At 74.4% G+C, this 24,782-nt stretch carries 23 protein-coding genes; 8 read left to right on the forward strand and 15 right to left on the reverse strand.

Annotation, left to right across the window (positions count from 1 at the left end):
• Window positions 1–137: 137 nt before the first annotated feature.
• On the forward strand, window positions 138–938 hold the full coding sequence (locus H297_RS37035; protein ID WP_078514266.1) for a GntR family transcriptional regulator: 801 nt from the start codon (window positions 138–140) through the stop codon (window positions 936–938).
• Window positions 935–2,482, forward strand: coding sequence for an MFS transporter (locus H297_RS37040; protein WP_486589561.1), 1,548 nt, complete (start codon window positions 935–937; stop codon window positions 2,480–2,482). The genes H297_RS37035 and H297_RS37040 overlap by 4 nt, the downstream gene beginning before the upstream one ends.
• Before the next feature lie 442 nt (window positions 2,483–2,924).
• Here the strand turns inward: H297_RS37040 and H297_RS0118455 are convergent, their stop codons facing one another.
• The 3 genes from H297_RS0118455 to H297_RS0118465 form a co-directional block, all read right to left on the reverse strand.
• Window positions 2,925–4,403: an FGGY family carbohydrate kinase gene (locus H297_RS0118455; protein WP_027738277.1), complete on the reverse strand. Its 1,479-nt coding sequence runs from the start codon at window positions 4,401–4,403 to the stop codon at window positions 2,925–2,927.
• A 111-nt stretch (window positions 4,404–4,514) separates the two neighbouring features.
• Window positions 4,515–5,318 (reverse strand): DeoR/GlpR family DNA-binding transcription regulator, encoded by an 804-nt coding sequence (locus H297_RS0118460; protein WP_027738278.1) that lies wholly within the window; start codon window positions 5,316–5,318, stop codon window positions 4,515–4,517.
• Between the two features lie 14 nt (window positions 5,319–5,332).
• A complete protein-coding gene (locus H297_RS0118465; protein WP_027738279.1) occupies window positions 5,333–6,007 on the reverse strand; it encodes a histidine phosphatase family protein in 675 nt (224 codons plus the stop codon).
• 128 nt (window positions 6,008–6,135) lie between these two features.
• On the opposite strand from H297_RS0118465, the gene H297_RS0118470 reads away from it, so the two are divergent.
• From H297_RS0118470 to H297_RS44360, 3 genes are all read left to right on the forward strand, one after another.
• Window positions 6,136–7,620: an FGGY-family carbohydrate kinase gene (locus H297_RS0118470; protein ID WP_027738280.1), complete on the forward strand. Its 1,485-nt coding sequence runs from the start codon at window positions 6,136–6,138 to the stop codon at window positions 7,618–7,620.
• 111 nt (window positions 7,621–7,731) lie between these two features.
• Window positions 7,732–8,238 (forward strand): methylated-DNA--[protein]-cysteine S-methyltransferase, encoded by a 507-nt coding sequence (locus tag H297_RS37045; protein WP_037794625.1) that lies wholly within the window; start codon window positions 7,732–7,734, stop codon window positions 8,236–8,238.
• Window positions 8,239–8,313: 75 nt separating this feature from the next.
• The gene (locus H297_RS44360) at window positions 8,314–8,433 is read left to right on the forward strand and encodes an LPFR motif small protein (RefSeq protein ID WP_486589562.1); all 120 of its coding nucleotides are present in this window, start codon (window positions 8,314–8,316) and stop codon (window positions 8,431–8,433) included.
• 63 nt (window positions 8,434–8,496) lie between these two features.
• Here H297_RS44360 and H297_RS0118485 read toward each other — a convergent pair whose 3' ends face one another.
• The 11 genes from H297_RS0118485 to H297_RS0118535 form a co-directional block, all read right to left on the reverse strand.
• Window positions 8,497–9,561, reverse strand: a complete 1,065-nt coding sequence (locus H297_RS0118485) for a zinc-dependent alcohol dehydrogenase (protein WP_486589563.1) — start codon at window positions 9,559–9,561, stop codon at window positions 8,497–8,499.
• 59 nt (window positions 9,562–9,620) lie between these two features.
• The gene (locus tag H297_RS37050) at window positions 9,621–10,346 is read right to left on the reverse strand and encodes a methyltransferase domain-containing protein (protein ID WP_051351960.1); all 726 of its coding nucleotides are present in this window, start codon (window positions 10,344–10,346) and stop codon (window positions 9,621–9,623) included.
• Window positions 10,343–11,035: a DUF2064 domain-containing protein gene (locus tag H297_RS37055; RefSeq protein ID WP_051351961.1), complete on the reverse strand. Its 693-nt coding sequence runs from the start codon at window positions 11,033–11,035 to the stop codon at window positions 10,343–10,345. Before H297_RS37055 ends, H297_RS37050 begins: the two co-directional genes overlap by 4 nt.
• A 140-nt stretch (window positions 11,036–11,175) precedes the next feature.
• A complete protein-coding gene (locus tag H297_RS0118500; RefSeq protein ID WP_486589564.1) occupies window positions 11,176–12,366 on the reverse strand; it encodes a GNAT family N-acetyltransferase in 1,191 nt (396 codons plus the stop codon).
• Window positions 12,366–13,496, reverse strand: coding sequence for a DegT/DnrJ/EryC1/StrS aminotransferase family protein (locus H297_RS0118505; RefSeq protein WP_027738283.1), 1,131 nt, complete (start codon window positions 13,494–13,496; stop codon window positions 12,366–12,368). The genes H297_RS0118500 and H297_RS0118505 overlap by 1 nt, the downstream gene beginning before the upstream one ends.
• A gap of 3 nt (window positions 13,497–13,499) precedes the next feature.
• Window positions 13,500–14,006: a cupin domain-containing protein gene (locus tag H297_RS0118510; protein WP_027738284.1), complete on the reverse strand. Its 507-nt coding sequence runs from the start codon at window positions 14,004–14,006 to the stop codon at window positions 13,500–13,502.
• 56 nt (window positions 14,007–14,062) lie between these two features.
• Complete coding sequence (locus H297_RS0118515; protein ID WP_027738285.1) at window positions 14,063–14,995, reverse strand: hypothetical protein; 933 nt, start codon at window positions 14,993–14,995, stop codon at window positions 14,063–14,065.
• Complete coding sequence (locus H297_RS37060) at window positions 14,992–16,173, reverse strand: class II D-tagatose-bisphosphate aldolase non-catalytic subunit (protein WP_051351962.1); 1,182 nt, start codon at window positions 16,171–16,173, stop codon at window positions 14,992–14,994. The genes H297_RS0118515 and H297_RS37060 overlap by 4 nt, the downstream gene beginning before the upstream one ends.
• Before the next feature lie 68 nt (window positions 16,174–16,241).
• Window positions 16,242–17,471, reverse strand: a complete 1,230-nt coding sequence (locus H297_RS0118525; RefSeq protein ID WP_027738286.1) for a galactosyltransferase-related protein — start codon at window positions 17,469–17,471, stop codon at window positions 16,242–16,244.
• Between the two features lie 272 nt (window positions 17,472–17,743).
• The gene (locus tag H297_RS0118530) at window positions 17,744–18,424 is read right to left on the reverse strand and encodes a response regulator transcription factor (protein WP_027738287.1); all 681 of its coding nucleotides are present in this window, start codon (window positions 18,422–18,424) and stop codon (window positions 17,744–17,746) included.
• A gap of 216 nt (window positions 18,425–18,640) precedes the next feature.
• Complete coding sequence (locus H297_RS0118535) at window positions 18,641–20,326, reverse strand: CocE/NonD family hydrolase (protein ID WP_027738288.1); 1,686 nt, start codon at window positions 20,324–20,326, stop codon at window positions 18,641–18,643.
• Between the two features lie 97 nt (window positions 20,327–20,423).
• On the opposite strand from H297_RS0118535, the gene H297_RS0118540 reads away from it, so the two are divergent.
• Window positions 20,424–21,140, forward strand: coding sequence for a TetR/AcrR family transcriptional regulator C-terminal domain-containing protein (locus H297_RS0118540; RefSeq protein WP_027738289.1), 717 nt, complete (start codon window positions 20,424–20,426; stop codon window positions 21,138–21,140).
• Window positions 21,141–21,243: 103 nt separating this feature from the next.
• On the opposite strand, the gene H297_RS0118545 is transcribed toward H297_RS0118540, so the two are convergent.
• Complete coding sequence (locus tag H297_RS0118545; protein WP_078514270.1) at window positions 21,244–22,029, reverse strand: IclR family transcriptional regulator; 786 nt, start codon at window positions 22,027–22,029, stop codon at window positions 21,244–21,246.
• Between the two features lie 197 nt (window positions 22,030–22,226).
• Here H297_RS0118545 and H297_RS0118550 point away from each other — a divergent pair, with 197 nt between their 5' ends.
• Window positions 22,227–23,393, forward strand: coding sequence for an acyl-CoA dehydrogenase family protein (locus H297_RS0118550; protein ID WP_027738291.1), 1,167 nt, complete (start codon window positions 22,227–22,229; stop codon window positions 23,391–23,393).
• Complete coding sequence (locus tag H297_RS0118555) at window positions 23,393–24,625, forward strand: CoA transferase (protein ID WP_037794629.1); 1,233 nt, start codon at window positions 23,393–23,395, stop codon at window positions 24,623–24,625. The genes H297_RS0118550 and H297_RS0118555 overlap by 1 nt, the downstream gene beginning before the upstream one ends.
• Window positions 24,626–24,782 lie beyond the last annotated feature (157 nt).

Raw genomic sequence — 24,782 nt, forward strand, 5'->3', positions numbered from 1 at the left:
CACCCGCGGGCGCCGGCGCGCAGCACGGCGGCGGAAGTCCCCCGCTCCGCCACAAAAACCGCTGTTCACAGCGTGACCGCAGGTCAGGTGGGGTGGCGTAACGCTGCCGCAACACCGCTGCCCTAGCGTCGGGCCGCATGGACACCACTGCGGACGGAGCCGGTCCCACGCGAGCGGACCGCGCGCGACAGGTGGCGAACGTGCTGCGCCGGCAGGTGCTCGACGGCGCCTTCGGCGGCGGCGTACTGCCCGACGAGCGGGCGCTGATCGCGGAGTTCGGCGTCAGCCGCAACACCGTGCGCGAGGCGCTGGGGCTGCTGCGGGACGAGCGGCTGGTGGAGCGCCGGCGCGGCGTGGGCACCGTCGTCGTGGGCCGCGCCTACGCCCACCCGCTGGACGGGCTGGCCGGCCTCGCGGAGGTCCTCCACCACCACGGCGACGTCGTCAACCGGGTACGCGAGGCCCGTCCGGTGCGGCCACCGCGCGCCGTTGCCCGGCGCCTGGGCCTGGGCGAGCAGGGCGAGGCCGTGCACCTGGAGCGGCTGCGCACGCTGGACGGGGTGCCGCTGTCCCTGGACTCGACCTACCTCCTCCCCGAGATCGGCGAGCCGTTGCTGGCACTGGAGCGGAAGGTGCTGGAGCACCGGGACGTCTTCCATCTCATCGAGACGGTGGCCGGCGCCCCGCTGGGCGGAGCCGAGCTGTGCGTGCAGGCGGTGACGGCCGACGCGGCCACCCGCGCGGTGCTGGGCATGCCGGAGGCCGGCGGCGCGGTACTGGCGCTCGAACGGCTCACCAGGCTGGCCGACGGGCGCCCCGCCGACCTGGAGTTCATCCACGTACGCGGCGACCGGCTCGTCCTGCGCGCGCAGGTGCCGGCGGCGCCGCGCGGAGGCACCCCGCAGCGCCTCGGGCGGACGGAAGGGGAGCGGCTGTGAGCGCGCCGGTACCCGCCGGGCAGGCACCCGTCCGGACCCGGCTGCTGACCTGCGCGATGTGCCTGTGCGTGACCCTCGTCGTCGGCATGGTCTCCGCCGTCAACCTCGCCGTCCCCGACCTGTCCGGCAGTGCGCTGCACCCCTCGGCCGCGCAGGTCGTCTGGGTCGTGGACGGCTACGTCGTCGTCTTCGCCTGCCTGCTGGTTCCCGCCGGTGCACTGGCCGACCGCGCCGGACGCAAGGGCACGCTGCTGTGCGGTATGGGCGTCTTCGCCCTGGGCTGCCTGCTGTGCGCGCCGGCGCCGCACATCGCGGTGCTCATCACCGGGCGGGCGCTCAGCGGCGTGGGCGCGGCAGCCGTGCTGCCCACCACCTTGGCACTGCTCGTCGAGGGCGTCCCCGAGTCCCGGCGACGGCGCGCCGTCGGCGTATGGGCCGCCATGACCGGACTCGCCGCCGTCCTGGGCAACCTCGGCGGCGGTGCCGCGATCCAGTACGGAACCTGGCGCAGCCTCTTTGCGTGCGTCCTGCCGCTCGCGCTGGCCGCACTGGCGCTGGCCGCCGTCGCCGCACCGGTCGCACCCCGCCACCCCCGCCCTCTCGCTCCCGGCAGCACCGCGCTGCTGACCGGCGGCTTCCTCGCCCTGCTCTACGCCGTCGTCGCCGCACCCCAGTCCGGCTGGACCGGCCCCTCCGTGCTGCTCGCCGGTGCCCTGGCCGCCGGGCTGCTGTGCGGGTGGGTACGGCACGAACTGCGCGCCGCGCACCCGCTGCTGGACCCCCGGCTGTTCCTGCGGCCCGCCGTGCGGGCCGGTGCCCTCGGCATGGCGGCCCTGTTCACCGGCATGTTCGGGCTGATGTACCTCAACGGCCAGTACCTCCAGTACGCCAAGGGGTACGGCGCGCTCGGCGCGGGCGTCCGGCTGCTGCCGATGGCCGCCGGGCTGTTGGTGGGGCCACGCTGCGGGCTGCTGGTGGAACGGCTCGCGGGACGGCGGGCCACCGCGGCCGGCGGCATCCTGGTGCTGGCCTCCGGTCTGTGCGTGGTCTCCACCGTGACCGCCCACACTCCGTACGCGGTCTACGGGCTGGGCGCCACGCTCACCGCGCTCGGCTGCGGCATCGCCACCCCTGTGCTGTCGCACGCGATGATGTCCGCCCTCCCGCCGGAACGGGCCGGCACCGGCTCCGGCCTCCAGAGCCTCGCCCGCGAACTGGGCAGTGCCCTCGGCATCGCCGTCAGCGGCACCCTGGTCACCGCTGTCTTCACCGCCCGCCTCCCCGCACCGCTGCGGGGTCCCGACGCGCCGGGCACGGTGGCCGAGGCCCGCGCCCGCACCGCCGATCCCGGGCTGCGGGGTGCGGTGGTGCGGGCCTTCACCGACGGCATGCACACGGCCACCCTCGCCCTGGCGGCGCTGCTCGTTCTGACCGCGCTCGCCGTCGCCCTCTGGTTCCCCTCCGACCGCCCTGCCGACGGGCCCCGCACCATGGCGGAGCAGGCACCTGCACCTGAGGCGGCCGACGACGTGGACCGCACCTGAGTGGCTTTGCGGCGCGTCCGCTTGGAGCTGCCGGGCGGCTGCCGGGTCCCGACTCGGCACCGGACGCCCGCCCGGGTCGGTCCGGGGCGGGGCTCACGGTATGCACGCCGGACACTGCGGCGACCTGGAGCATGGCTGTGCCCGCGCCCCCTGCCGCGCCGCTGACCAGGACACGGTCGCTTGCGGATACTTGGCCCTGGGTGTGATCAGGGCGTCCAAGGCGGTGCTGAAGGCTTCCGGGAATCCGCCGGCCTCCTGCCAGGAGAGGGAATCCGGCGGCGGAGGCAGGAGATCGGCAGGGACGGCGCCCCGCTCGGCGTGCTCCCACCGCCTACCAACGCCATAGCCAGGTCTCCGGTGAAGATCCTGGAGGAAGCCGTGGGCCGGGTGCCATTCGGGGTGACCGGTCCAGCGCGCTCTGTGCCACGCCCCGGCTCTTGCCTCACCCGAGGGTGGCATGGCCGTCGAGGGAGGCGGCCGTGAGGTAGCCGCGGGCGGTGAGGGCTTCGGTGAAGCGGGTGTAGGAGTCGTCCAGCGCGGCCTTCTCGGCCGGGTCGGGGTCGACAGTACGCCCGGCAGGGGTCATGGCGTGGGCGGCGGCCTCCAGGGTGGGGTGGAGAGTGCCGGCGGCGGCCAGCAGGGCGGCGCCCAGGGCGGTCTCGGCGCGAGGGGCGACGCGCAGCGGGATCCCGAGAGCGGTGGCGCGGATGCGGGTCCACAGAGCGCTGCGGCTGCCACCGCCCGCCGTGTGCAGCGGAGCGGAGACGGGGACGCCCAGCGCGCGCATCCGGTCCAGCGCGAGCCGCTCCAGGAAGGCGACCCCCTCCAGGTCGGCGCGGTGCCGGTCGGCGTCGTCGGTGGGGACGCCGAGGGTGAAGCCGCGGGCGTCACCGGCGACGAAGGGGAAGCGCTCACCGGCCCGGCGCAGGGGGTAGCTGACGCAGGAGGCGGGGCCCCGTCCTGCGGCGGCCTCGTCGAGAGCGGCCAGGTCCGTCCCGTCCCGGTGGGCGAGGGCTTCGCCGCCGGTGTTGGAGGCGCCGCCGGGCAGCCACCAGCCGTCCGGGTGGCGGTGGCTGTAGAGGGCGCCTGCGGGGTCGGTCACCAGGTCGCGGGTGACGCCTTTGAGGACGTAGGTGGTGCCGAGGATGCCGACGAACTGCCCCGGGGACACGGCCCCGGTGGCGAGCTGTCCCGCACAGCCGTCGGTCATGCCGAGCCGTACGCCGCAGCCCGCGGGCAGCCCGGTGCGGGCGGCGGCAGCCGCGCTCACGGTGCCCACGCAGGTGCCCGGCGGCCGGACCGGGGGCAGCCAGTGCGGCGGCACCCCGAGGGCGTCGAGCACCTCGGTGGGCCACTCCTCGGCGCGCGGGTCGTAGCCGGTCTTGAGCGCGTGGCTCCAGTCGGCGGCGACCGGGACGCCGGTCAGTTCGCGGCCGAGCAGGTCGGGGGTGTGGGCGATCCGGGCCGCGCGAGGGTCCCCGGCCCACTCCTGGGCGTACCGGGCGACGCGGCCGAGCGCGGCGGTGGGACCGACAGTCAGCCCGAGCGCCCGCCACCGGTCCGCGCCGACGCGCTGCGCGCGGGCGTTGTGGTCCGCGGCCCGCCGGTCGTCGTACATGGCTGCGGGGCCCAGCGGGGTGCCGTCCGCGTCGGTGAGGACGAGGGTGCCGGAGGTCGCGGAGACGGCGACGGCGCGCACCTCGGCTCCGCGGGCGGGCAGGGCGGCGGTGGCCTGGCGCAAAGCCTCGGCCGTCGCCGGCCACCAGCAGGTGGCGTCCTGCTCGCTGCGGCCGTCGGCGCCGCGGACGGGCGGGGGCAGTGCGGCCCGTCCCTCGGCCACCACCGTCCCCCGCGCGTCCACGCACAGGACGCGGACGGCGGCCGTGGCGACGTCGATCCCGGCGACGACGGAGCTGTGCATACTGACTCACCCTTCTACGGCGGCAACCGGCCCGCGGCTTGCACGGGACGAAAAGGTCAGCGGTGGAGTTAATTTCACACGCCCTGTGTGATGTCGGTGTGCCGCCCCGCCTCAGCCCGCCCGCGGCGCAACCTGGACGGTGACGTGTTCCCGCAGGTCGGCCACGAGGCTGTCGTCGACCCCGGCGTCCACCACGACGTGGTCGAAATCGGTGACCGGGCAGAGCCGGTGCAGTGCGGTGCGCGCCACCTTGGAGTGGTCCATCAGCAGCGCCGCACGGGCGCCGGAGGCGAGCATGGCGCGTTTGACGAGGACGACGTCCTGCTCCTGGTGGAAGGTCATCCGGGCATCCATCGCGGAGGTGCTCACCAGCACCAGGTCCACGGCCATCGCCTCGATGGCCTCCACGCAGGGCACCCCGAGGAAGGAGTCGTGGGTGGCGCTGTACTCGCCGCCCAGCGCGATGAGCCGTATCTCCTCGCACCCGGCGAGGACGTCCAGGACACGGCGGGCGTTCGTCAGCACGGTCAGCGGCGCCTTGTCGCGCAGCAGCGGCGCGAGCGCGAGAACGGAGGTCGAGTCGTCGAGCATCACGGACATGCCGGGCTCGACCAGGTCGGCCGCCACGCGGGCGACGGCCTCCTTCTCGGGGACGTGGACACCCAGCCGGTAGTCCAGGTTGCTCTCGAAGACGCTGGTGGGCAGCGCCGAGACACCGCCGCGGAAGCGCCGCAGCACGCCCCGCCGCGCCAGCGCGTCCAGGTCGCGGTGGACGGTCATCACGCTGACGCCCACGGTCTCGGCCAGGTGGCTGACGCTCACGGTGCCGTGCGCGACGACGTGTTCGGCGATGCGCTGCCGCCGGCTCTCCTGCGAGCGGGCGGAGCCGGTGGGCGAGGTGGCGGGAGGGGGCACGGTGCTCGCCCCGTTCAGCCCGCGGCCGCGGGGGTCGAGCGGGGCGCGCCCTGCGCGGGGTGGACGGGGGCCGCCGTCGGTACGTTCAGCGAGCGCAGCGCAGTACAGGCTCCGGCCACCTCGATCTCGGTGACGGCCGCGTTCTCCAGCCGGGGCAGGACGTGCCGGTAGCGGCCGACGGGGATGCCGAGCAGGGCGCACAGCGCGATCCGGAAGGCGGTGTTGTGCGCGACGACCAGCACGGTGCGGCCCTCGTGCGCCGCCGCCACCTCGCGCAGGGCGGCGCACACCCGGGCGGCGACGGCGGTGGGCGGCTCCGAACCGGGGAACGCACCGGCCTCCGCGTCCTGTTGGAAGGCGGCCACCAGGTCGGCGTCGTCGGCGGTCATCTCGGCGATGGTGCGGCCCTCCCCCCAGCCGAAGTCGGCCTCGCGCAGCCCCTCGACGACGGTGGGCGTCAGCCCCAGAGCGCGGGCCGCCGGTCGGGCCGTGAGCCGCGCCCGCTCCAGCGGCGAGCTGACGACGGCGTGGACGGGCGCCGCACGGGAGCGCTCGGCCACCCACCGGGCCAGCTCCTCGGCCTGCCGCAGCCCGTCCTGCGTCAGCGCGACGTCGGAGATCCCTGCGTAACGGTTCTCGGCGTGCCAGACGGTCTGGCCGTGCCGTACGAGCAGGAGCCGGGCGGTCATACGTCCTCCAGGGCGTCGCGTCGCGGTGCGGCCATTGGGTTTCTTCACGTCGAGCGCTATAAATATAACAACCTCGGTGTGGAGAACGCGGGGACAGTGCGGAACTGCCGTCTGGAGGACGTACGGCCATGACCACCACCACCGGTTCGCTCCCCGGGGCGCTCATCGGCGTCGACATCGGCACCTCCGTCACCAAGGCCGTCGCCTTCGACCGTGACGGCCGCTGCCTGCACACCGCCGCGCGCCGCTCCGCGCTGCTGCGCGCCCCCGGCGGCGTCGTCGAACAGGACCTCCAGGAAGTGCTGGCCGGTGTCGCGGACGTGGTCCGGGAGGTCGCGGCGGCGCTGCCGGGGCGTCCCGCGGCGCTCGCCCTGACCGGGCAGGGCGACGGGCTGTGGCTGCGCGACGCCGCGGGCAGACCGGTCCGGCGCATGATCTCGTGGATGGACGCCCGTGCCGCCCCGCTCGTCGCGCGCTGGCAGCGGGACGGCACGGTCGAGAAGCTCTTCCGCGCTACCGGCTCGGGCCTCTTTCCGGGCTGCCACGGGCCGCTGCTGGCGTGGCTGGCCGAGCACGAGCCCGAAGTGCTGGAGCGGGCGGCGGTCGCCGGGTACTGCGTGGACGCCGTGGCCCAGCGGCTGACCGGCACGGTCAGCGTGGACGCCTCCGACGCCACCCTGCCCTTCCTCGACCCCGGCACCCGTACCTACTCCCCCGCCGCGCTGGCCGCCTGCGGTGTCGAGGAGTTCGCCCACCTGCTGCCCGCGCCCGCCGCGCCGCACACCGTCCTGGAACTGGACGGGCAGGGTGCCGCCCTGCTCGGCCTGGAGGGCGGGCTGCCGGTCACCTCCGGCCCCTACGACCTGCCGGCCTGCGCGTTCGGCAGCGGTGTGCGGGAGACCGGCGACGGACTGCTGACGGTCGGCACCACGCTGGCCTGCCAGGTCCTCACCGACCGCGCGGCACCGTCGGCGGAGCGGGACGGCGAGCCGGCCGGGATGTGGCTGTGCACCCCGCGGACCGACCGCTGGCTACGGGCGATGCCCGCGATGGTCGGCACGGCGGGCATCGACTGGGCGCTCGGCGTCGTCGGCGCCGCCACGGGGGACCTGGAAGGACTGCTGGCGGCGAGCCCGGCCGGTGCGCGCGGGGTGACGGCGCTGCCGTTCCTGTCCGAGGCGGGCGAGCGCGCCCCGTTCGTCTCCCCCGACGCGCGCGCCTCCTTCGAGAACCTGTCCCTGGCGCACGACCGCGCCGACCTGGTCCGCGCCATGTGCGAGGCGGTCGGCTACGCGGCGCGGCACTGTCTGGAGGCCGCCGGACTCTCACATGAGCTGGCCGCCTGTGGCGGTGGCACCCGCTCGGCGGGCTGGCTGCGCACGTTCGCCGGGATCCTGGGACGGCCCGTGCGCGTCCCCCTGGAGCCGGAAGTGGGCGCGCGGGGCGCCGCGCTGGTCGCTCACGCCGCGCTGGGCGACCCCGTGGACGAGGAGCAGTGGCACGCGCACCACCGGATGGTCGAACCGGACGAGGCGGAGCGGGTGCTGTACGAGAAGCGGTACGCGGAGTACCGGGAGCGGGTGGCCTCGGCGCGGCGACGCTGGGACGGGTGACATCCGCCCGGGGCGGGGCCGCGTGCGGGGGTGACCATCGCCATGTCGCATTTCCGCCGGTCCCCGCCCTCGCGAGCCGCGAGACTGGAGGGGAATCAGGAAGGACGCGCCATGCACCGCACGCACACCGTCATCGACAGCCCCGTCGGACCGCTGACCCTGGTGGCCACCGACGGCTCGCTGGCCGGCCTCTACATGGAACCGCACCGGCACCGTCCCGCCCAGGAGACGTTCGGCGTCCGCGACGCCGGGGCCTTCGGCGCAGTGACCGAACAGCTCGGTGAGTACTTCGCCGGGGAGCGCACCGAGTTCTCCCTGCCGCTCGCCCCGGAAGGGACCGGGTTCCAGCGCACCGTGTGGGCCGCGCTGGAAGACATCCCGTACGGGCAGACCCTCTCCTACGGGCAGCTCGCCGAGCAGATCGGCAGGCCGGGTGCGGCGCGGGCCGTCGGCCTGGCCAACGGGCGCAACCCCGTCAGCATCGTCGTGCCCTGCCACCGGGTCGTCGGCTCGACCGGGCAGCTGACCGGGTACGGCGGCGGCATCGAACGCAAGCGCCATCTGCTGGACTTCGAACGCGGCGCGCTCGCTCCGCAGGCGGTCGGCACGCTGTGGTGAAAGGGGGTTTACCCCTCGCGTCAGCGGCCACCCGGGAGGCGGAATGACACACGCCGGCTCTTCGAGGAGGATCTGATGCTCCGCGCCATCGCCGACGTACTGCGTGCCATAGGCGGCGCCGTCGCCACCGTCGTCACGCTTCCCTTCCGTGCGGTCGCCCGGCTGTTCGGCGGCGCCTCCCGCTCGGCCCACTGAGCACGCGGCGCGACCGCCGCTGCCCGCCCCGCTCCCGCCCGCCGGGGGCGGGGCGGAGCGCGTTCAGCGCCCGGTCGGCGGCGGGCCGAAGTCCAGCAGCACCTTCGGCGGACCGCTCCTGCCGTGCTCCAGCAGCGCGAAGGCTTCCTGCACGGCTTGCGTCGAGACGGCCGGCACGACCTGTGCCAGCAGCGGACCGGCATCCAGCACGCCTCGCTGGAAGAGGGCGACCGTGCGGTCGTAGTGGGCGATGCCGTGCTGGATGCCGAGCACGTCGACGCCCTGGAGGGAGAGCTCGCCGGGCACGAAGGAGACGGGCTCCCGGGCGACGCCCACCAGGGCCACCCGTGCGCCCCGCCGTGCCATGCGCAGTGCCCCGGTGAATGCGGCGGCCGCTCCGGAGGCCTCCACCACCAGGGAGTAGGCGCCCGAGGGGGCCCGGTCGGCGTGGTGGGCGGAGTCGGCGCCGCAGCGCACCGCCAGGTCGAGCCCCGCCGGATCGATGCCGATCGCGTCCACCGCGGCGGCGTGGCGGTGTGCGAACTGGACGGCGAGCAGGCCCATCGTGCCGGTGCCGATGACGGCCACCCGGTCGTCGAAGGAGAGCCGCGCCCGCTCGTAGGCCTCCACCACGGAGACCGCCGGCTCGATCAGCGCCCCCGCGGGCTCCGGAAGTCCGGCGGGCAGCGGCGTGACGGCGTGCACGGGAACCCGTACGTAGTCGGCGGCGGCGCCCTGCAGGCCGTACAGTCCCGTCTCCCGCAGCGCCGTGCAGCGTTGGGACCGCCCGGCGTGGCACGCGGCGCACCTGCCGCACGGCACCATCGTCCGGCCGACCACGGGCGAGCCGACGGCGGGGGCGCCCTCGGGCATCTCCCCGGCGTAGGCGGCCACTTCCCCGTACCACTCGTGCCCGAACACATGCGGGAAGGTGATCCGCCCGTCCTGGAGGAAGGCGGAGGTGCCGTGCAGGATCTCCAGGTCGGTGCCGCAGATGCCCACCTGCCGGGTGCGGACCAGTACGGTGCCCGGCTCGGGGGCGGGAACCTCCACCTCGGCGAGGTCGGTGCGTCCGAGGTCGGTGATGCGTGCGGCGCGCATGGTTCCGCCGGGCCAGTTCCCCTTCACCGTACGTTCCTCCGGGCTGCTCACAGGCGTCGGTTCGCGGCCCGCGGGCCGCGCTCCCCTCACCTGTGGATCATGGCACGGGGCGGCGGTGGCGCGCCGACCGGGTGGCGGGGCCCCGGCCCGGGCCGGTTCCGGCGCAGTGCGACGAACTCGTGGGCGTCCTTGGACCAGCCGTCCTCCGGGGACCAGCCCGCGGGCCGGGCGAGCCGGTGCAGTGCCGGGGCGCCCAGGCGGGCCCACCGAAAAGGGCTTCCGGCGACTCCGTGGGCGTTCTCCATGCGTACCCAGAGCCGCTCGTCCACGTCCTGGGCGGCGATCTCGGCGATCAGCAGCCCGCCCGGCCGTACCAGTTGGGCGACCCGGCACAGCAGCGCCGCCGGGTCACCACCGATGCCGATGTTGCCGTCCATCAGCAGCGCCGTGTCCCACCTGCCGGCTTCCGGCAGCGGGTCGAACACGGAGCGGCGCAGGGCACGGCCGCCGCGCAGTACGGTGCGGGCCACGGCCGCCGCGTTGAGGTCGATGCCGAGGCAGGGGTGGCCCTGCGTGTGCAGCGCGGTGACGAAGCGGCCCGGGCCGCAGCCGATGTCCAGCACGCTGCCCCGGCAGCGGTCGAGGACTGTCAGGTCGGCGGTGTCCACGGTGCCGCACCAGCGCTCCACGTCCAGCGGAAGGGCCAGGTCGCCGTCGGTACGCAACCGGAGCGGCCCGCGGCCGGTGCCGATGGCCCGGCTGTAGGGGTCCTCGCTCCAGGCTCCTGGCCCCGGCCGCGCCTGCGCCGTCATGCCGGTGCCGCCCCTGGCCCGCCGGGGGCGGACGTCGGCACGTCGCGCAGCCGGGCGTGGGCGGCGGCGAAGGCGCTGCCCGGCGCCTCGGCGGCGACGGCCGCGGCGTCGTCGGGCTCGTCCACGTCCCGCAGCACGGGCAGGTCGCGCACCCGCAGCCCCGCCTCGGTCAGCCGGGCGCGCTGGGCGGCGCCGGTGGTGGCGGTGGACATGGGGACGCCGCGCAGCAGCGCCGGGTCGGGCCGGGCCAGGCCCAGCGCCCAGAAGCCACCGTCGGCCGCCGGGCCGAAGCAGGCGTCGTGATCGCGCCATGCCTGCGGCCCGGTGGCGGGTGCCAGCAGCGCGGGGCTGAGCTGCGGGGTGTCCATGCCGACGAGCAGCGCCGGACCGTCGCACAGGGCGAACGCGTCGGCCAGCCGCGCGTCGAGGCCGCCGCTGCCCTGCGGCACGATCTCGATGCGGTCGCCGCCGTCCTCCGGGCCCGGGAGCCAGGGCCCCGGCCTGCCGTCCAGGACCAGGACGCGGCGGGCGGCCGGGGTCGCCAGTACGGCCCGCAGCGTGTCGGTGAGGGCCGCCGCGGCGAGTGCCGCCGCGCCGTGCGGGGTGAAGGCGGGGCTCAGCCGGGTCTTCGCCCGGCCGGGGCGCGGCTCCTTGGCGATGACGAGCAGCGTCGTGACCGGTGCCCGCATCACTGGTCCCCTCGGGGGCGGAGGGCGGGCCCGGCGGGTGGCTGTGCGGTCCGCCGCCTCATCCGGTGACCTTCGTCGAACACATGCGTGCGCCCTCCTCGCAGGGGCTGTCGGGTGACGTGGTGCGGGGCCCGCCGGTTTCAGAAGCTGTCGGGGAGCCAGGGGGTGGGGCCGGCGGCCAGGGCATCGAGCAGGGCGAGGTCGCGCGGGTCGCCCTCGGCCATGCCGAGGGCGGCGGCGTGCCGCAGCGGCAGTGCGCCGGCGTACCAGGCGGCCAGGGTGGTGGCGGGCAGCCGCACGGGCCGGGCCCGGGGTCCGTTGCCGCGCTCGGTGTGGAGTGTGCCGTCCTCGAACGTCAGGCAGTGTGCAGTGCTTCCGCCCTCCGGTGGGACGACCTCCAGTCCGACGCTGCCGCGCGGGTGGGGGTCCCAGCCCCGGGCTTCCAGGGCGCGCCGCACGTCGAGGAGGGTCAGCACCCACGGGTACCAGCCGTCCTCGCGCACCGCGTACTGGTCCAGCACCCACTTCAGCGGGTTGGGGCGGGGCAGCACGGAGCGGCGGAAGCGGATCAGGCGCACCTGGGGGGATCTGGCGCAGACGGCTGCCAGCAAGGCGGGCAGCGCCTCCAGTCCGTCGTGCCACAGGTCGTGCACCACCGCGGCCACGCCCCAGGGGCGGTGCGGTTCGACGGTGAGGGTCGCGTATCCGCTCAGGACCGACTCGCGGGCGACACCGAGGGTCAGCGGGTTCTGCGTCTCCTGGAGGGTGCGCTGTTTCCAGCCGTGCCACCAGGCGGGGCGGCGCAGGGGGCCGTTCCAGCCGGGGGTGAGTCTCTCGCGCAGGCGGGCACAGGCGGCCTCGTCGGGGACGACGGTCTCGAAACCGTCGGCCGGGCGGGGCAGTTCGGCGGGGGTGAGTTCCCAGGAAGAGGCGACGGCGGCTGCTTCCCAGCCCCAGCGCCGGTAGACGCCGGGTGCCGGGGTCCAGGCGCAGGCGAGATGGGCGCCGTGCTCGTGGCGGAGCCGGTCGGTGCCCTCCTCGGTGAGGCGGCGGGCGAGTCCGGCGCCGCGTTCCCAGGGGGCGACGGCGAGCCAGGCGACGCCGCCCGAGGGGACGGGCCGCCCGCCGAAGTGCTGGGCGAAGGGCAGGAAGAGCCCCCCGCCCAGCACCTGTGCGCCGCGCACCGCGACCGCCGCGACGCCGTGGCTGCGCAGCGTGGGGTGGTCGTAGGGGGTCTTGCCGAAGGCGTGCCGGGCCAGGGTCAGGTAGTCCTCGAACTCGGTGTCGTCGGCGGGCGTGCGGACGCGGGTCTCCAGGACGGGTGTGCCCATCAGGATCTCCCGGCGGCGAAGTATCCGGTGACCGCGTCGCAGACGTGGGCGATCTCGCGGGCGTCCAGGTCGGGCCGTACGGGCAGGCACAGGGTCTGCCGGGCCAGTTCCTGGGCCACCGGGAAGTGCTGCCGCCCGGCAGCGGGCCCGGCGAGTGCCGGCTGGTGCGGCAGGGGGACGGGGTAGCGGACGACGGCGTCCACCCCGGAGGCGGTCAGGTGTGCCAGCAGTCCGTCGCGTTCCGTCTCGTTCCGGGTTCGGACCTGGAAGAGGTGGTAGACGTGTTCGCCGTCCTCGCCCGGTGCCTGGAAGCGCAGCGGGAGGGGAGCGAGCCGCTCGCGGTAGGTGGCGGCCACCTCGGCGCGGCGGGCGTTCCAGGTGTCCAGCCGGTCCAGTTTGTGCAGCAGGACCAGCGCCTGGAGGGTGTCGAGGCGGGAGTTGTAGCCGAGGATCTCGTGCTGGTTCTGCTCCGGCTGGCCGAAGTGCCGCAGCAGGCGCAGCCGCTCAGCCAGCTCGTCGTCCTGGACGCTGATGGCACCGGCGTCGCCTGCGGCGGCGAGGTTCTTGGAGGGTGCGAAGCTCCAGCAGCCCGCCGCCGAGGCGGTGCCGACGCGGACGCCGTGGCTGCGCGCCCCGATGGCCTGTGCGCAGTCCTCGACGAGGGCTACACCGGCGTCCCGGGCGAGGCGCGCCGCCCGGGGCACATCCGCCGCCTTGCCGAACATGTGGACGAGGATGACGGCGCGGGTGCGGTCGGTCAGCGCCTCCGGCAGCCGGTCCAGGTCCATGAGGAAGTCGTCGTCGCGGCAGTCCACGTACACGGGTGTGGCACCGCGCCGGGCGATGGCCTGGGCGGTGGCGTGGAAGGAGTTCGCCACGGTGACGACCTCGTCGCCGGGACCGATCCCGAGCGCGTCCAGGGTGAGGATCAGCGCGTCGGTACCGGAGTTGACGCCCACGGTGTGCGCGGCGCCGAGGTATCCGGCGAGGCGCTGCTCGAACTCGGCGACCTCCTCGCCCAGCACGTAGCCGCCGCGCAGCAGCACCTCCTCGATCCGCGCCAGCAGGTGGCGCCCGCCGTCCGTGAACTGGGCGGGATAGCGGTACTTGGGAACGGTGAAGCCGCCCATCCCTCAGTGCTCTTCCGCTATCCGGCCGTCGCCGCGCCCGTAGTCGTCCTCCAGCCGCACGTTGTCCGAACCGTCGTCGTAGGTGGACACCTCCACCAGCACGATGTCGGTGACGCCCTCCACCCGGTGCACGGCGCCCGGATCGACATGGGCCAACGTCCCCGCGGGCATGGGCAGTTGCAGCGTCTCGCCGTCCTGGGTCCGCCGATAGTGCATCACCGCCTCGCCCTCCAGGATGAAGTAGCTCTCCCGCTTGTGCTCGTGGTACTGGAGGGAGGTGCGGTGGCCCGCCTTGATGCGGATGAACTTGAAGCCGTACGGGCCGTCCGGCTCCTCCTCGTGCAGCCAGCGCTCCTGGCCCCACAGCTTGACGACCTTCTTGGTGTCGGCGAAGCCGATGACCCGCACCCCTGGCGCCACTTCGCGGGGCGGCAGGGAGGGGTGGGCGCCGGTGTCGTCCTCGGGCTCGCTGATGGCGGTGAAGACGGCGTCGGTCGCGGGGCTGCCCATGGGCGGTCGGTCCTTCCGTGAGAGGGGTCGCGCAGTGGGGGGCGGTGGGGCGGTGGTCAGGAAGCGGAGATGTGCAGGGGGGCCTGCCGGCCGTGGTCGTGGACGACGGGAAAGAACACCTCGGGCGGCCGGGACAGCAGGTGCCACACGATGCCGGCGACCGAGCGGTTGTAGGGCCAGGCGACGGGGTCGGTCATTCCCCAGCGCGCGAACGCCGTCAGCAGCACCGGGTCGGCGGGCCACCACGCCCCGCCGATCTCGAACTCCACCCAGTGGTGCAGGGTGGTGAACGGCGGCGCGACCAGCAGGCCCGCCCCGTGCCGGGCGCGGATGCCCCGCCGCTGCGCCTCCCGCAGCAGCAGCCGGGTGGGGATGAGGCAGTTGGCCAGCCGGGTCGCGCGGGAGAAGTCCTCGTCCTGGATGACCCCGTCCGGCAGCACGTACAGCTCCCAGTCGGCCACCAGGGACAGCAACTCGGCGCGGTCCTCGTCGAACACGTGGGTGTCGGACGGGAGCTGGGCCCGCACGGTGAAGACACCGGGTGAGGTCTCGCGCAGGCTGTCGGGCTCGCCGTACCGCGCCAGGCCGGGTACCGGTACGAAGGCGCAGCCGCCCTGGTGGCCCGCCTCCCCGCCCGCGCACGCGGCGCTCAGTCGCAGCTCGTGACGGTGCGGCGCGCCGCGGCGTGCGGCCTCGTCCATGGCTTGGGCCTTGCGGCTGAGGGCCTGGAAGTAGGGCGAGGGCAGCCGCAGGTAGGTGCTGATGTTGTGCAGGTCGGTGCGTTCGAAGCGGCGCCCGTCGCCCGTGCCGCGGTGCGGCAGCCCGTGGTCGAGGAGGGCGTCGAGCAGGTCGGGGCCGATGGCCCAGGTCTCCTCGGCGAAGCCGGCGTCCTTGCCGAAGGTGCGGTGCGCGTCGGGCACCCGCAGGACGCGGTCGACGGCCTCCCGCAGCGTCTCGGGCGCGAACACCTCCAGGGCGGCGGCGCTCACCGTTCGGCTCCGGCGGCCTCCGCGGGCACGGCGGGGTCACCACGACCGGCTCCCGCTCCCCGCGAGGCGAGGGCGACGGCGCGCAGCGCGGCCTCGATCCGCTCGGCGACCGCCTCCCGCAGCACCGTCTCCAGTGGGGGCCGGCCGTGCCGCGTCAGGGCGTGCGCGGCCTCCGCGCGGATCCGCAGCCCTTCTTCCGTGCCGAAGACGTAGTGTCCGGCGACGACGGCGCGCTCGGTGTCGGTGGCGCCGGTGGGGTCGAGCATCCACTTGCGCCACTTGCCGCTGTCGTGGGCGAGGCGCAGGAACTCCTCCTTGGCGCGGTCCATCTCCAGCTCGTCGAGGACACGCAGCAGGGTGCGGGTCTCGCAGACGCCGTACTCGGGCGCGACGTTGAACGCGTCGACACCCGCGCGCAGTAGCGACACCGTCTCCTCGGTGGTGAGGTAGTCGCAGTTGTGCGCTTTGAGCCGTACGCCCTCCTGGTGGCAGATCGCGGCCAGGGTCGACACCTGGCGGAGCGTCTCGGCGCGGGCCTCGGGGTTGTGGAAGCGTCCGACGTTGCGCAGCTCGGCGACCTTGGTACCGGTCTGGGCGACGACGTAGCGGGGCCGGGGCGCGCCGGCCGCCTCGATGCCCTCCAGGACCAGCCGTAGTGCGGCCTTGAACTCGTCGGGGTCGTTGGTGGACACGTCCTGCGGTTCGAAGCCGATCTCGTAGGCCACCCGGCTCCCCCGCGCCGTCGCCTCCGCGTGGCAGCGCGCGTACAGCTCCACCAGCCGGGCGGCGGCCGTCCGGGCGGGGACGGGTCCGGTGCCGGGCCGCCCCTCGGAGGTGTCGATGTGCAGGAGTCCGAATCCGGCGTCGAGGTCGGCCGTGAAGGAGCGCACGCAGGAGTCGAGCGCTTCGTGCGGTGCGGCGATGTCCGCCTCGGCGGTGTGCATCCAGGGGCCGCCGTGGTCCCGGCACAGCAGCGTCAGCCCGTGCGGGTCGCGGGCACGGACGTGGTCGGCGAACTGCCGTGTCGTCCAGCCCAGGTAGCCGCCGCCGAACTCGTCGGCGTCCACCTGGCGGCGGCTGGGGATGAGCATGAGCGGTGTGCGGGTCCGCCGGGCGACGGCGAGTGCCGCGTCGACGGTCGTACGTGAGACCGGGCCGATGCCGACCACAGGTTCCATGGATGTCTTCCCCTGTTCCTGGAGGGTTTGCGGCACGGGAGGAACGAGCCGGAACGGGACGGGAATCGCTAGTGGGAAGGGGACGCAAGGGGCTGTTCGGAGCCGAACTTCGCCAGGTCGCCGATCCGGGAGTCGGATGGCCAGGTGCACCAGGGAAACGTCTCGTACGCGGTGGCCCCCGCACCCTCGGCGTCGTACCAGTCGGTGGCGCGTGGATGGTGCAGGTGCACCATGCGGTCGCGGTAGCGGTCCAGCCCGCCGTGCAGGTCGGCCCGCCAGGCGAAGTCGTTGTCGGCGCCGCCCCAGCCGGCGGTGAAGCGTTCGTCGTAGCCGCCGATCCGGGTGAAGAGGCTCTCCCGCAGCCACACGCAGGCGCCCGGCGTGCGCCGCAGGAAGACGCCGCGCAGCGCGTCCCTGCCCACGGTGGGCCGGCGCTCAAGGCACCGCTCGGTCACGGCCTGGTGGCTGGAGGCCTCGTCCAGGTAGAGCAGGTCCTCGAACGGCCAGTGGGCCTGGGTGCCCGGCACCCGGAACCGTTGGACGGCCCGCTCGACGAAGCCGTGGTCGACGAGGATGTCGGCCTCCAGCACGCAGATCAGGTCGGCGGGCCTGGCGCCGTGCACGACGCCCGCGTTGAGGGTCCAGGAGTAGTTGAACGGCCCGGCGTTCTCCGCGAAGAGGTAGGCGTCGCACCAGGGGGCGAACACGCTCTCCCAGCGGGGCTCGCTGTCGGCCTCCACCACCACGACGCGGTAGCGGTCCCGCGGGTGGCTCTGGTCGTTGAGCGCGTGCAGCACCGCGGCCAGGTTGCGGGTGCGGTCGCTCTCCCCGCCGCGCTCCCGGAACGGGACCACCAGGGCCGCGTCGACCTGGCCCTTCGGCGCGGCCGGCGGGCGGCAGGTGCGCAGGATCTCCCGCGCGCCGGGCCTCCCCAGCCCTGCGGGGCGCTCGCTGCCGGTCTGCATCCGCAGCCGGGAGCACGTCTCCGCCTCCCACACCAGCGAGGCGAGGTGCACCGTCTCCGGCTCCTCGCGGTGCCGCCGCAGCCGCTCGGCCAGCAGGGTCGTCAACCGGCGGCAGGCGGCAACGTCCGCGGGGTGTGCACCGACGCTTCCGGCCAGGGTGCGGAGCCGTTCGTCCGGGAGGGCCAGGACGGCGCCGGTGACCGCCCGGTGTGTGTCCCGCGACCAGACCCAGAAGCCGGGGGCCGCGGACTGTGCGAACGGGTCGGCGACGAGGGCGACGCTGCTGACGGCGGCATCCGCGAGGAGGGCGGGGTCCTGGTGCCTCCAGCTCATTCGACGGTCCTCTCGGCGGGGGCTGGCCGACTCATCCTCGATACGGCCGCAGTGCGCCGACAGCCCCGGAAGACCGCCCACACCCCCTGCACCACCGGGCCTGCCCGATCGGGCAGGCCCGGTGGTCACGGCCCGGTACTCCCCCACGGCCGGGGCGCCCTGCCGGACCGCCCGTCCGGGCCGTACGGCGGGACAGCACAGAACCGCCCCCGAGGGAGGGCGGTTCCGGCTCACGCAGGGGCCCCGGCCGACGGGGCCGGGTGCACAGGGGCTCAGTCGATGAGGCCCAGTTTGATCGCGGTGACGACCGCCGCGGTGCGGTTCGCCGCGTCGAGCTTCAGCAGCACACTGCTGACCAGCCGCTTGACACCGTGTTCGGAGATCCGCAGATGGCGGGCGATCTGCTTGTTGCTCAAGCCGGCGACGAGCCGGTCGAGCACCTGGTGCTCGCGGGCCGTCAGCCGCACGGTGCGGGCCGGCAGCAGGTGTGCCGACTCGCCCGCGTGGCTGAGCAGTCGGCGCCCGAGCCGCAGCGGCATCGGCATCTCGTCGGCGGCGAGCTGCCGCAGGGCCCGGTCGAGGGCGGTGGCGGTCAGCTCCTCGCGCAGCAGGTAGCCGTCGGCGGGCAGCTTGGCGAGCGCGCCGTGCGACTCGGCGTCGGCCGGGTCGAGGACGACGAGGGTCCGCAGCCCGGAGTGGGCGTGACGCAGCCGCCCGGGTGTGGCGTACGCCGTGTTCGCGCTGGAGAGGATCAGCACGTCGAACCGGTGCTCCGACAGAGCGCGTTCCAGTGCTGCGGCGCGCCCGAACTGCTCCGCACGGTCGACGGTCTCCAGGCCGGGCAGCATCGCCTGGAGTCCCAGTCGCAGAAGTTCGGCCTCGACATGCACGGCGACGGCAAGCCGGGGCTGGGCATGTGCGTCGGTGCCCGGCGTCGCCTGGATCTCGGTCATGCGGCTCACCCATTCCCCGTGGAGACTCCACTTCCGCCGTCGCGGGAGTGGTCCAGTCCTGTTCTGCCGCGAGAGATGATCCCGCAGACTCCCGGTCCAGGGAAGCGAGTTGACCGAGCGATGGATGGTGTGCAGCCGCTCCACCGAGGCGTTCGGGGTTCGCCCGCCGCGCGCGGGCCGGCCCGGTTCTGCGGCCGTTCCCCGGTGGGCCGACGCTCATGCGAAGCCGGTGCTGCCGGGAAGTACCAGTGCCGAGTCGGTGTGGAGTGTGAGGTGCACCGGTGCGAAGGAGGTGGCGTCCACCGGCGACTCACCGGTGCCGGGGTTGCGGGCGTAGCGGGGGTGGGCGCCCCCGCTGATCTGCCAGCGTATGCGGTGACCGGCGCGGAAGCGGTGGGCGGTGGCGCTCATCGCCACGGTGACCCGGGAAGGCATCTGTCCGGCTGTGCGGAGCCGGCCGAGCCCGTCACAGATGTTGACGGAGCGGCCGTGCGGGTCCACGTCGCACAGCCGGGTGAAGACATCGGCATGTCCGGTGTCCGTGGAGACGGTCAACCGCGCGGAGACGGGTCCCAGGACGTCCAGCGGCTCGGTCAGCGGTGGGCCGGTGAAGGTCAGGACGTCGTCCCGGGCTTCCAGAGTGCCGTTGTCCCTGGGGCCGGCGGTGCGCGAGAGCAGGGGGCCGCCGAGGGAGGGGGTGGGGTCGGCCGGGTCGTAGCGGAACGCCGTCACCGGTACGGAGTCGGCGGGGGCCTGCCGGGTGAGATGCCCACCGGGGACGGGGTACCACGGGGTGGCGGCCGTGGTCGGCGGCCAGTGGTCCAGGTCCTGCCAGGTGTTCTCGCCGCCGGCGTGCACCCGCACCGCGGTCGGGCGCAGGCCGGAGGGATCGGCGCACAGATGGGCACGCAGCCAGGCGAGGCTCTCGGTGAACACCTGTGGCCATCCTCGCTGGAGGGCGGAGGTGTGCGTCCAGGGGCCGACGAGGAGGGCGGCCTCGCATCCGGCCCGGCCCAGCCGGGTGTACTGCTCCACGGTCTGGTCGGCCAGTGCGTCGTGCCATCCGGTGATCAAAGCCGTGGGCACGCGGTGGTGCTCCGCCGACTCGGCGGACGACGCGCCGTGCCAGTAGGGGTCGTCGGCGTCCGGGTGTGCCATCACCTCGTCGAGCCACGGGAGTCGGCACCCGAGTGCCGGCACGTACGCGCCCCGCAAGGGCTGCGCGGTGATGGCGTCGCGCAGGCGGCGTTGCAGTCGCACCGCCGCCCTGAGAAGCGGAACGATGCCCTGGTGCTGATAGGTCAAGCCCATCCCGACGGCAAGGGCGTTCTCCAGGCGGAGCACACCGTCTGCGTGGAACAGTGCGTACGGATCGTGCAGCCCTGTCTGCACCACCATGGCCTTCAGCTCCGGCGGCGGATCCGTGGCGAGGGCCCATTGCACGTAACCCAGATAGCTGGGGCCGACGGTCCCCAGCGTGCCGTCGAACCAGGGTTGCTCGCGCAGCCAGTCCACCGCGGCCCGGCCGTCGGCGGCCTCGTTGCGCCACAGGTCGAACACGCCGCCCGAACCGCCGGTGCCGCGGCAGCTCTGCAGGACCACGTGGAAGCCCTGTTCGGCGAAGAGCAGGCCGTACTGGGGCGACCACGGCAGGCCCCGGCCGTAGGGCGAGCGGACCAGGAGGGTGGGGAAGTCGCCCTCGGCGCGCGGAAAGTAGTGGTCGGTGAGCAGCGGGCTGCCGTCGGCAGCCGGAACCCTCGCCCCCGGCTCATATCCGACCTCGTGCCGCTTCGTCGGCAGGCCTCGCCAGGTCGCCCTCATCATCCGGGAGGACAGCGGCGGCTTCCCGGCGGGTGGCACCCGCGCAGGCTCGGCAGCGGCGTCGGGCGTGCGTGCGGACATCGTCCCCTCCTCTGTTTCCGTACACCGTACGAGAATAGAGGATGCTTGGATGACTCCGACAGGAGCCACCCGAGACCAGGGGAAGGAGCGCGAGACCGTGTCCGGCGCAAGCAAACCCGGTGCCGTGGGCGTCGATCCCGAGCAGCTCTGGCTGCGCCCCACCGAGCCCCGCCGAGGCCGCAGGCCCTCCTTCAGCCGGGAGACGATCGTCGCGGCAGCCGTCGCTCTGGCGGACGCCGAAGGACTCGACGTGGTCTCCATGCGGCGGGTGGCCGCCGAGGTCGGCGCGGGCGTCATGTCGCTCTACAGCTACGCCCCCGACAAGGAGACGCTGCTGGAGCTGATGGTCGACCACGTCAGCGGGGAACTCGCGGTCACGGACCCACCCAGCGGCGACTGGCGTGCCGAACTGAAGGGCGTGGCCCACCTGCAACGCGCCCACATGCTCCGCCACCCCTGGCTGCCCGCCGCCCTGTCCACCCACCGCGTGCCGGGCCCCCGCACCCTGGCCTTCCTGGAACACGTGCTCACCGTCCTGCGGCCCACCGGACTGGACGGTGCGGCCAAGCTGGAGGCCTTCGCCCAGCTCACCGCGTTCGTGGCCGGCCATGTCGCACATGAACTGGCGCAGACTGCGGTCTCACGGTCACCGGACCGGGCCGCGGCCGAGAGCCGCTACCTCGCCGCTGTCGCCGCGGACGGCCACCACCCGGAACTCGCCGAAGCCCTCTCCGCCCCCGGACGCCCTCTCGGCCCCGACGCCACCTTCACCCGGTTCCTGGCGCGCCTGATCGACGGTCTCGGGACCGACTGACGGGCCCGCTGCCGGCTGACGCACGCCGAGGGGGCCGCATCCCCAGGCGCCCGCGCCCCGCGGGCCTGGTTTCGGATGTCCGCGCCGCAGGTGGCCTCGTCGGTCACGTCTGCGCGAGGCGGCCGGCCGCCTCGCGCACCGCTTCGCCCAGTGCCCCGGCGACGGCCGGCAGGCGCTCGGCGATCCGGCCGGTCGGGCCCGCGACGGCGAGGACCGCTCGCAGGGCGCCCCGTACCCGGACGGGCCGTGCGGCCGCGCTCACGTCGGGGAGGGTCTCACCGCGGTTGAAGGCGACACCCTGCGCGCGGACCGTCGCCAGCTCGGTGCGGGCGCGCTCCCGTGCCCGGGGGTCGGCGAGAAGCGCAGTCAGGTACGCATCCTGCTCGCCCTCCTGGCGGTGGGCGAGAAAGACCTTTCCGGCGCTCGGCGGATACAGGGGGCGGCGGGTGTGCAGGGGCGCGGAGTAGCGGATGCGCCGCGGTGACTCGGCAGCGGCCACGTAGACGAGGGAGTGTCCCACGGCGGTGCCCAGCATCGCGGTCTCGCCGAACTCGTCGCGCAGGGCGGCCAGGACGGGGCGCACCGCCTCGACGATGTCCGGAGCGGCGGGCGGCACCAGGCTGCCCAGGGCCGGGCCGAGCCGGTAGATCCCGGCGTCCTCGCTCAGGTACCCCTGGGCGACGAGCCCCTTGACGAGCCCGAACACGGAGGATTTCGGCGCCCCGAGCGCCTCCGCCAGCTCGTGCATGCGGGCGCCCCCGCAGCGGGCCACCGCCTCCAGGATGCCGGTGACCCGGCTCACGGTGCGGTGCTCCCGCGCCCCGCGTGCGGCTCCGCCACCGCTTGCCGGATCGCTGCCCGCCTGAACTCCGGCTCCCGTCCCGGTCATCTCCGGCCTCCCCACCACCGTTCGTATATACGAACCGTAATGCCGAACTCCCGACCGCACCATGGTCTTTCCGCTCCGAAGGAACCCATTGACCACCACGTACACCCCACCTAGCATCCGGAATGTTCCCCCTCCTGCGACGCATATCCGAACCCTCCGGCACCGCGAGGTCCGGACGAAGGGCAGGCATCCGCACCGTGGACTTCCAGCTCAGCGAGGATCAGGAAGCCGTCCGGAAGGCCGTGCGCGCGGTCGCGGCGCGCTTCCCCGACACGTACTGGTCCGAGGTGGACGAGGCGGGCCGCTTTCCGGACGAGTTCTACGCGGCGTTCGCCGAGGGCGGCTGGCTGGGCATGGCGATCCCCGAGGAGTACGGCGGCGGAGGGCTCGGCGTCCTGGAGGCTTCGCTGCTGCTCGAAGAGGTCGCGGCCTCCGGGGCCGGGATGAACGGGTGCAGCACGATGCACCTGACGATCTTCGGCCTCAACACACTGGTCAAGCACGGCAGTCCTGGCCTGCGCAGCGAGATACTGCCGCATGCGGCCGACGGCTCCCTGCACGTGTGCTTCGGCGTCACCGAACCCGACGCGGGAACGGACACGACACGCATCTCCACGACTGCCCGGCGGGAGGGCGACCACTACGTCCTGCACGGCCGCAAGGTGTGGATCACCAAGGCGGGGCAGTCGCAGATGATGGTCGTGATCGCCCGGACCACGCCGCGCGAGGAGGTGGCCCGGCCCACCGACGGCATGTCGCTGTTCCTCGCGGACCTGGACTCGCCGGCGGTGCAGCTGCGGCCCATCCCGAAGATGGGGCGGAACGCGGTCGCCTCCTACGAGGTCGTCCTCGACGGACTGCGGGTGCCCGCCGCACGGCGGATCGGCGAGGAAGGGCAGGGCTTCCGGCACCTGCTGGACGGGCTGAACCCCGAGCGGATCCTGCTGGCCCACGAGGCGCTGGGCATCGGCCGGGCCGCGCTGACGGCGGCGGTGGGATACGCGAACGAGCGTGTCGTCTTCGACCGCCCCATCGGGCAGAACCAGGGGGTCGCCTTCCCGCTGGCCGAGGCGGCGACGCGACTGGAGGCGGCCGGACTGATGGCACGGCAGGCGGCCTGGCGGTACGACCGCGGACTGGACTGCGGCAAGGAGGCGAACATGGCCAAGTGGCTGTGTGCCCAGGCGGGTTTCCAGGCGGCCGACCAGGCGGTGCAGACGCACGGCGGCATGGGGTACGCCCGTGAGTACCACGTGGAGCGGTACTTCCGGGAGGCACGGCTGCTGCGGCTGGCGCCCATCAGTCAGGAGATGGTGCTCAACTACGTCGCGAGCCATGTGCTCGGCCTGCCGAGGTCGTACTGATGGCCGCCGCGCGCGAGGAGGAGGGGGCCGGGGCACTGGCCGGGCTGCGGGTGCTGGACCTCTCGCGGGTGCTGGCCGGCCCGCTGTGCACGCAGATGCTGGCCGACCACGGCGCCCGGGTCGTCAAGGTGGAGCCGCCCGGCGGGGACGAGACCCGCGGGTGGGGCCCGCCGTTCGTCGGGGACGACACGGCAGGCCCGGCCCGCGCCAGCGCGTACTACCACAACCTCAACCGCAACAAGCGCAACGTGGTCCTGGACCTGTCGGGCGCCGAGGGCCGGGCCCTGCTGGAGAGGCTGCTGCGCTCCAGCGACGTCCTGGTGGAGAACTTCAAGGCGGGCACCCTCGCCAAGTGGGGCTGGACGGACGAGGAGCTGGCCGCACGCTTCCCGGCGCTCGTCCACTGCCGCGTCACCGGCTTCGGCACGGACGGCCCGATGGGCGGGCGGCCCGGGTACGACGCGGTGCTCCAGGCGTACGGCGGGCTGATGAGCGTCAACGGCGAGGCGGACGGCGACCCGCTGCGGGTCGGGGTGCCGGTGGTGGACATGGTCACCGGCATCCTCGCCTTCTCCGGTGTGCTGCTCGCTCTGCACGAACGCAACACCTCGGGCCTCGGCCAGCTCGTGGACTGCACGCTGCTGGACACCGCCGTCGGCCTGCTCCACCCGCACTCGGCGACCTGGCTCGCGGACGGGCGGGTCCGGCCGCGCACCGGGTCGGCCCATCCGACGATCGCACCGTACGACTCCTTCGAGGCGGCCGACGGTCCCCTGTTCGTGGGCGTCGGCAACGACCGGCAGTTCGCCGCGCTGGCCCGGTTGCTGGGCGAGCCGGAGCTGGCCGAGGACGCGCGGTTCGCCACCAACCCCGACCGGGTGCGCAACGTGACGGCGCTGCGGGCGCGGCTCGCACCGCGGTTCGCCCGCCTGCCCCGCGCGGAGCTGGCCACCCGCCTGCTGGACGAAGGCGTCTCCGCCTCCCCCGTGCACGACGTGGCCGAGGCGCTCGACTCGCCGCAGGTCCGCCACCGCGGCATGGTCGTCGAACACGACGGCTACCGCGGCATCGGCACCCCCGTCGGGCTGACCCGCACCCCCTTCCGCGTCCGGTCGGCCCCGCGCCGTCCCGGAGCCGACACCCGCGAGGTGCTGCGGGAGGCCGGGCTGTCCGAGGCGGAGATCGACCGCGCGCTGGCGGCCGGGACCGTGCGGGCCGACCCGGCGGGATGAAACCCGGCCCGTGCGCGGTTCCGCCACGAGGCCGCCGTCGGATCACGCTCCGCAGTGGGTAAGACGGCGGTAGGACTCCGTACCCCTCCAGGTACTCGTTCTCGTACTCACCCACCACGGCCGTGCCGGCGCGCGCAGCCACGTGAAGCGGCGCCCG

This window comes from Streptomyces sp. CNT360, assembly GCF_000424785.1.

Coding starts and splice junctions, on each gene's coding strand:
- H297_RS37035 (WP_078514266.1), top strand. CDS start 138: ATGGACACCACTGCGGACGGAGCCGGTCCCACGCGAGCGGACCGCGCG.
- H297_RS0118455 (WP_027738277.1), bottom strand. CDS start 4,403: ATGCACAGCTCCGTCGTCGCCGGGATCGACGTCGCCACGGCCGCCGTC.
- H297_RS0118465 (WP_027738279.1), bottom strand. CDS start 6,007: ATGACCGCCCGGCTCCTGCTCGTACGGCACGGCCAGACCGTCTGGCAC.
- H297_RS0118470 (WP_027738280.1), top strand. CDS start 6,136: ATGACCACCACCACCGGTTCGCTCCCCGGGGCGCTCATCGGCGTCGAC.
- H297_RS37045 (WP_037794625.1), top strand. CDS start 7,732: ATGCACCGCACGCACACCGTCATCGACAGCCCCGTCGGACCGCTGACC.
- H297_RS44360 (WP_486589562.1), top strand. CDS start 8,314: ATGCTCCGCGCCATCGCCGACGTACTGCGTGCCATAGGCGGCGCCGTC.
- H297_RS37050 (WP_051351960.1), bottom strand. CDS start 10,346: ATGACGGCGCAGGCGCGGCCGGGGCCAGGAGCCTGGAGCGAGGACCCC.
- H297_RS37055 (WP_051351961.1), bottom strand. CDS start 11,035: ATGCGGGCACCGGTCACGACGCTGCTCGTCATCGCCAAGGAGCCGCGC.
- H297_RS0118500 (WP_486589564.1), bottom strand. CDS start 12,366: ATGGGCACACCCGTCCTGGAGACCCGCGTCCGCACGCCCGCCGACGAC.
- H297_RS0118505 (WP_027738283.1), bottom strand. CDS start 13,496: ATGGGCGGCTTCACCGTTCCCAAGTACCGCTATCCCGCCCAGTTCACG.
- H297_RS0118510 (WP_027738284.1), bottom strand. CDS start 14,006: ATGGGCAGCCCCGCGACCGACGCCGTCTTCACCGCCATCAGCGAGCCC.
- H297_RS37060 (WP_051351962.1), bottom strand. CDS start 16,173: ATGGAACCTGTGGTCGGCATCGGCCCGGTCTCACGTACGACCGTCGAC.
- H297_RS0118525 (WP_027738286.1), bottom strand. CDS start 17,471: ATGAGCTGGAGGCACCAGGACCCCGCCCTCCTCGCGGATGCCGCCGTC.
- H297_RS0118530 (WP_027738287.1), bottom strand. CDS start 18,424: ATGACCGAGATCCAGGCGACGCCGGGCACCGACGCACATGCCCAGCCC.
- H297_RS0118535 (WP_027738288.1), bottom strand. CDS start 20,326: ATGTCCGCACGCACGCCCGACGCCGCTGCCGAGCCTGCGCGGGTGCCA.
- H297_RS0118545 (WP_078514270.1), bottom strand. CDS start 22,029: ATGACCGGGACGGGAGCCGGAGTTCAGGCGGGCAGCGATCCGGCAAGC.
- H297_RS0118555 (WP_037794629.1), top strand. CDS start 23,393: ATGGCCGCCGCGCGCGAGGAGGAGGGGGCCGGGGCACTGGCCGGGCTG.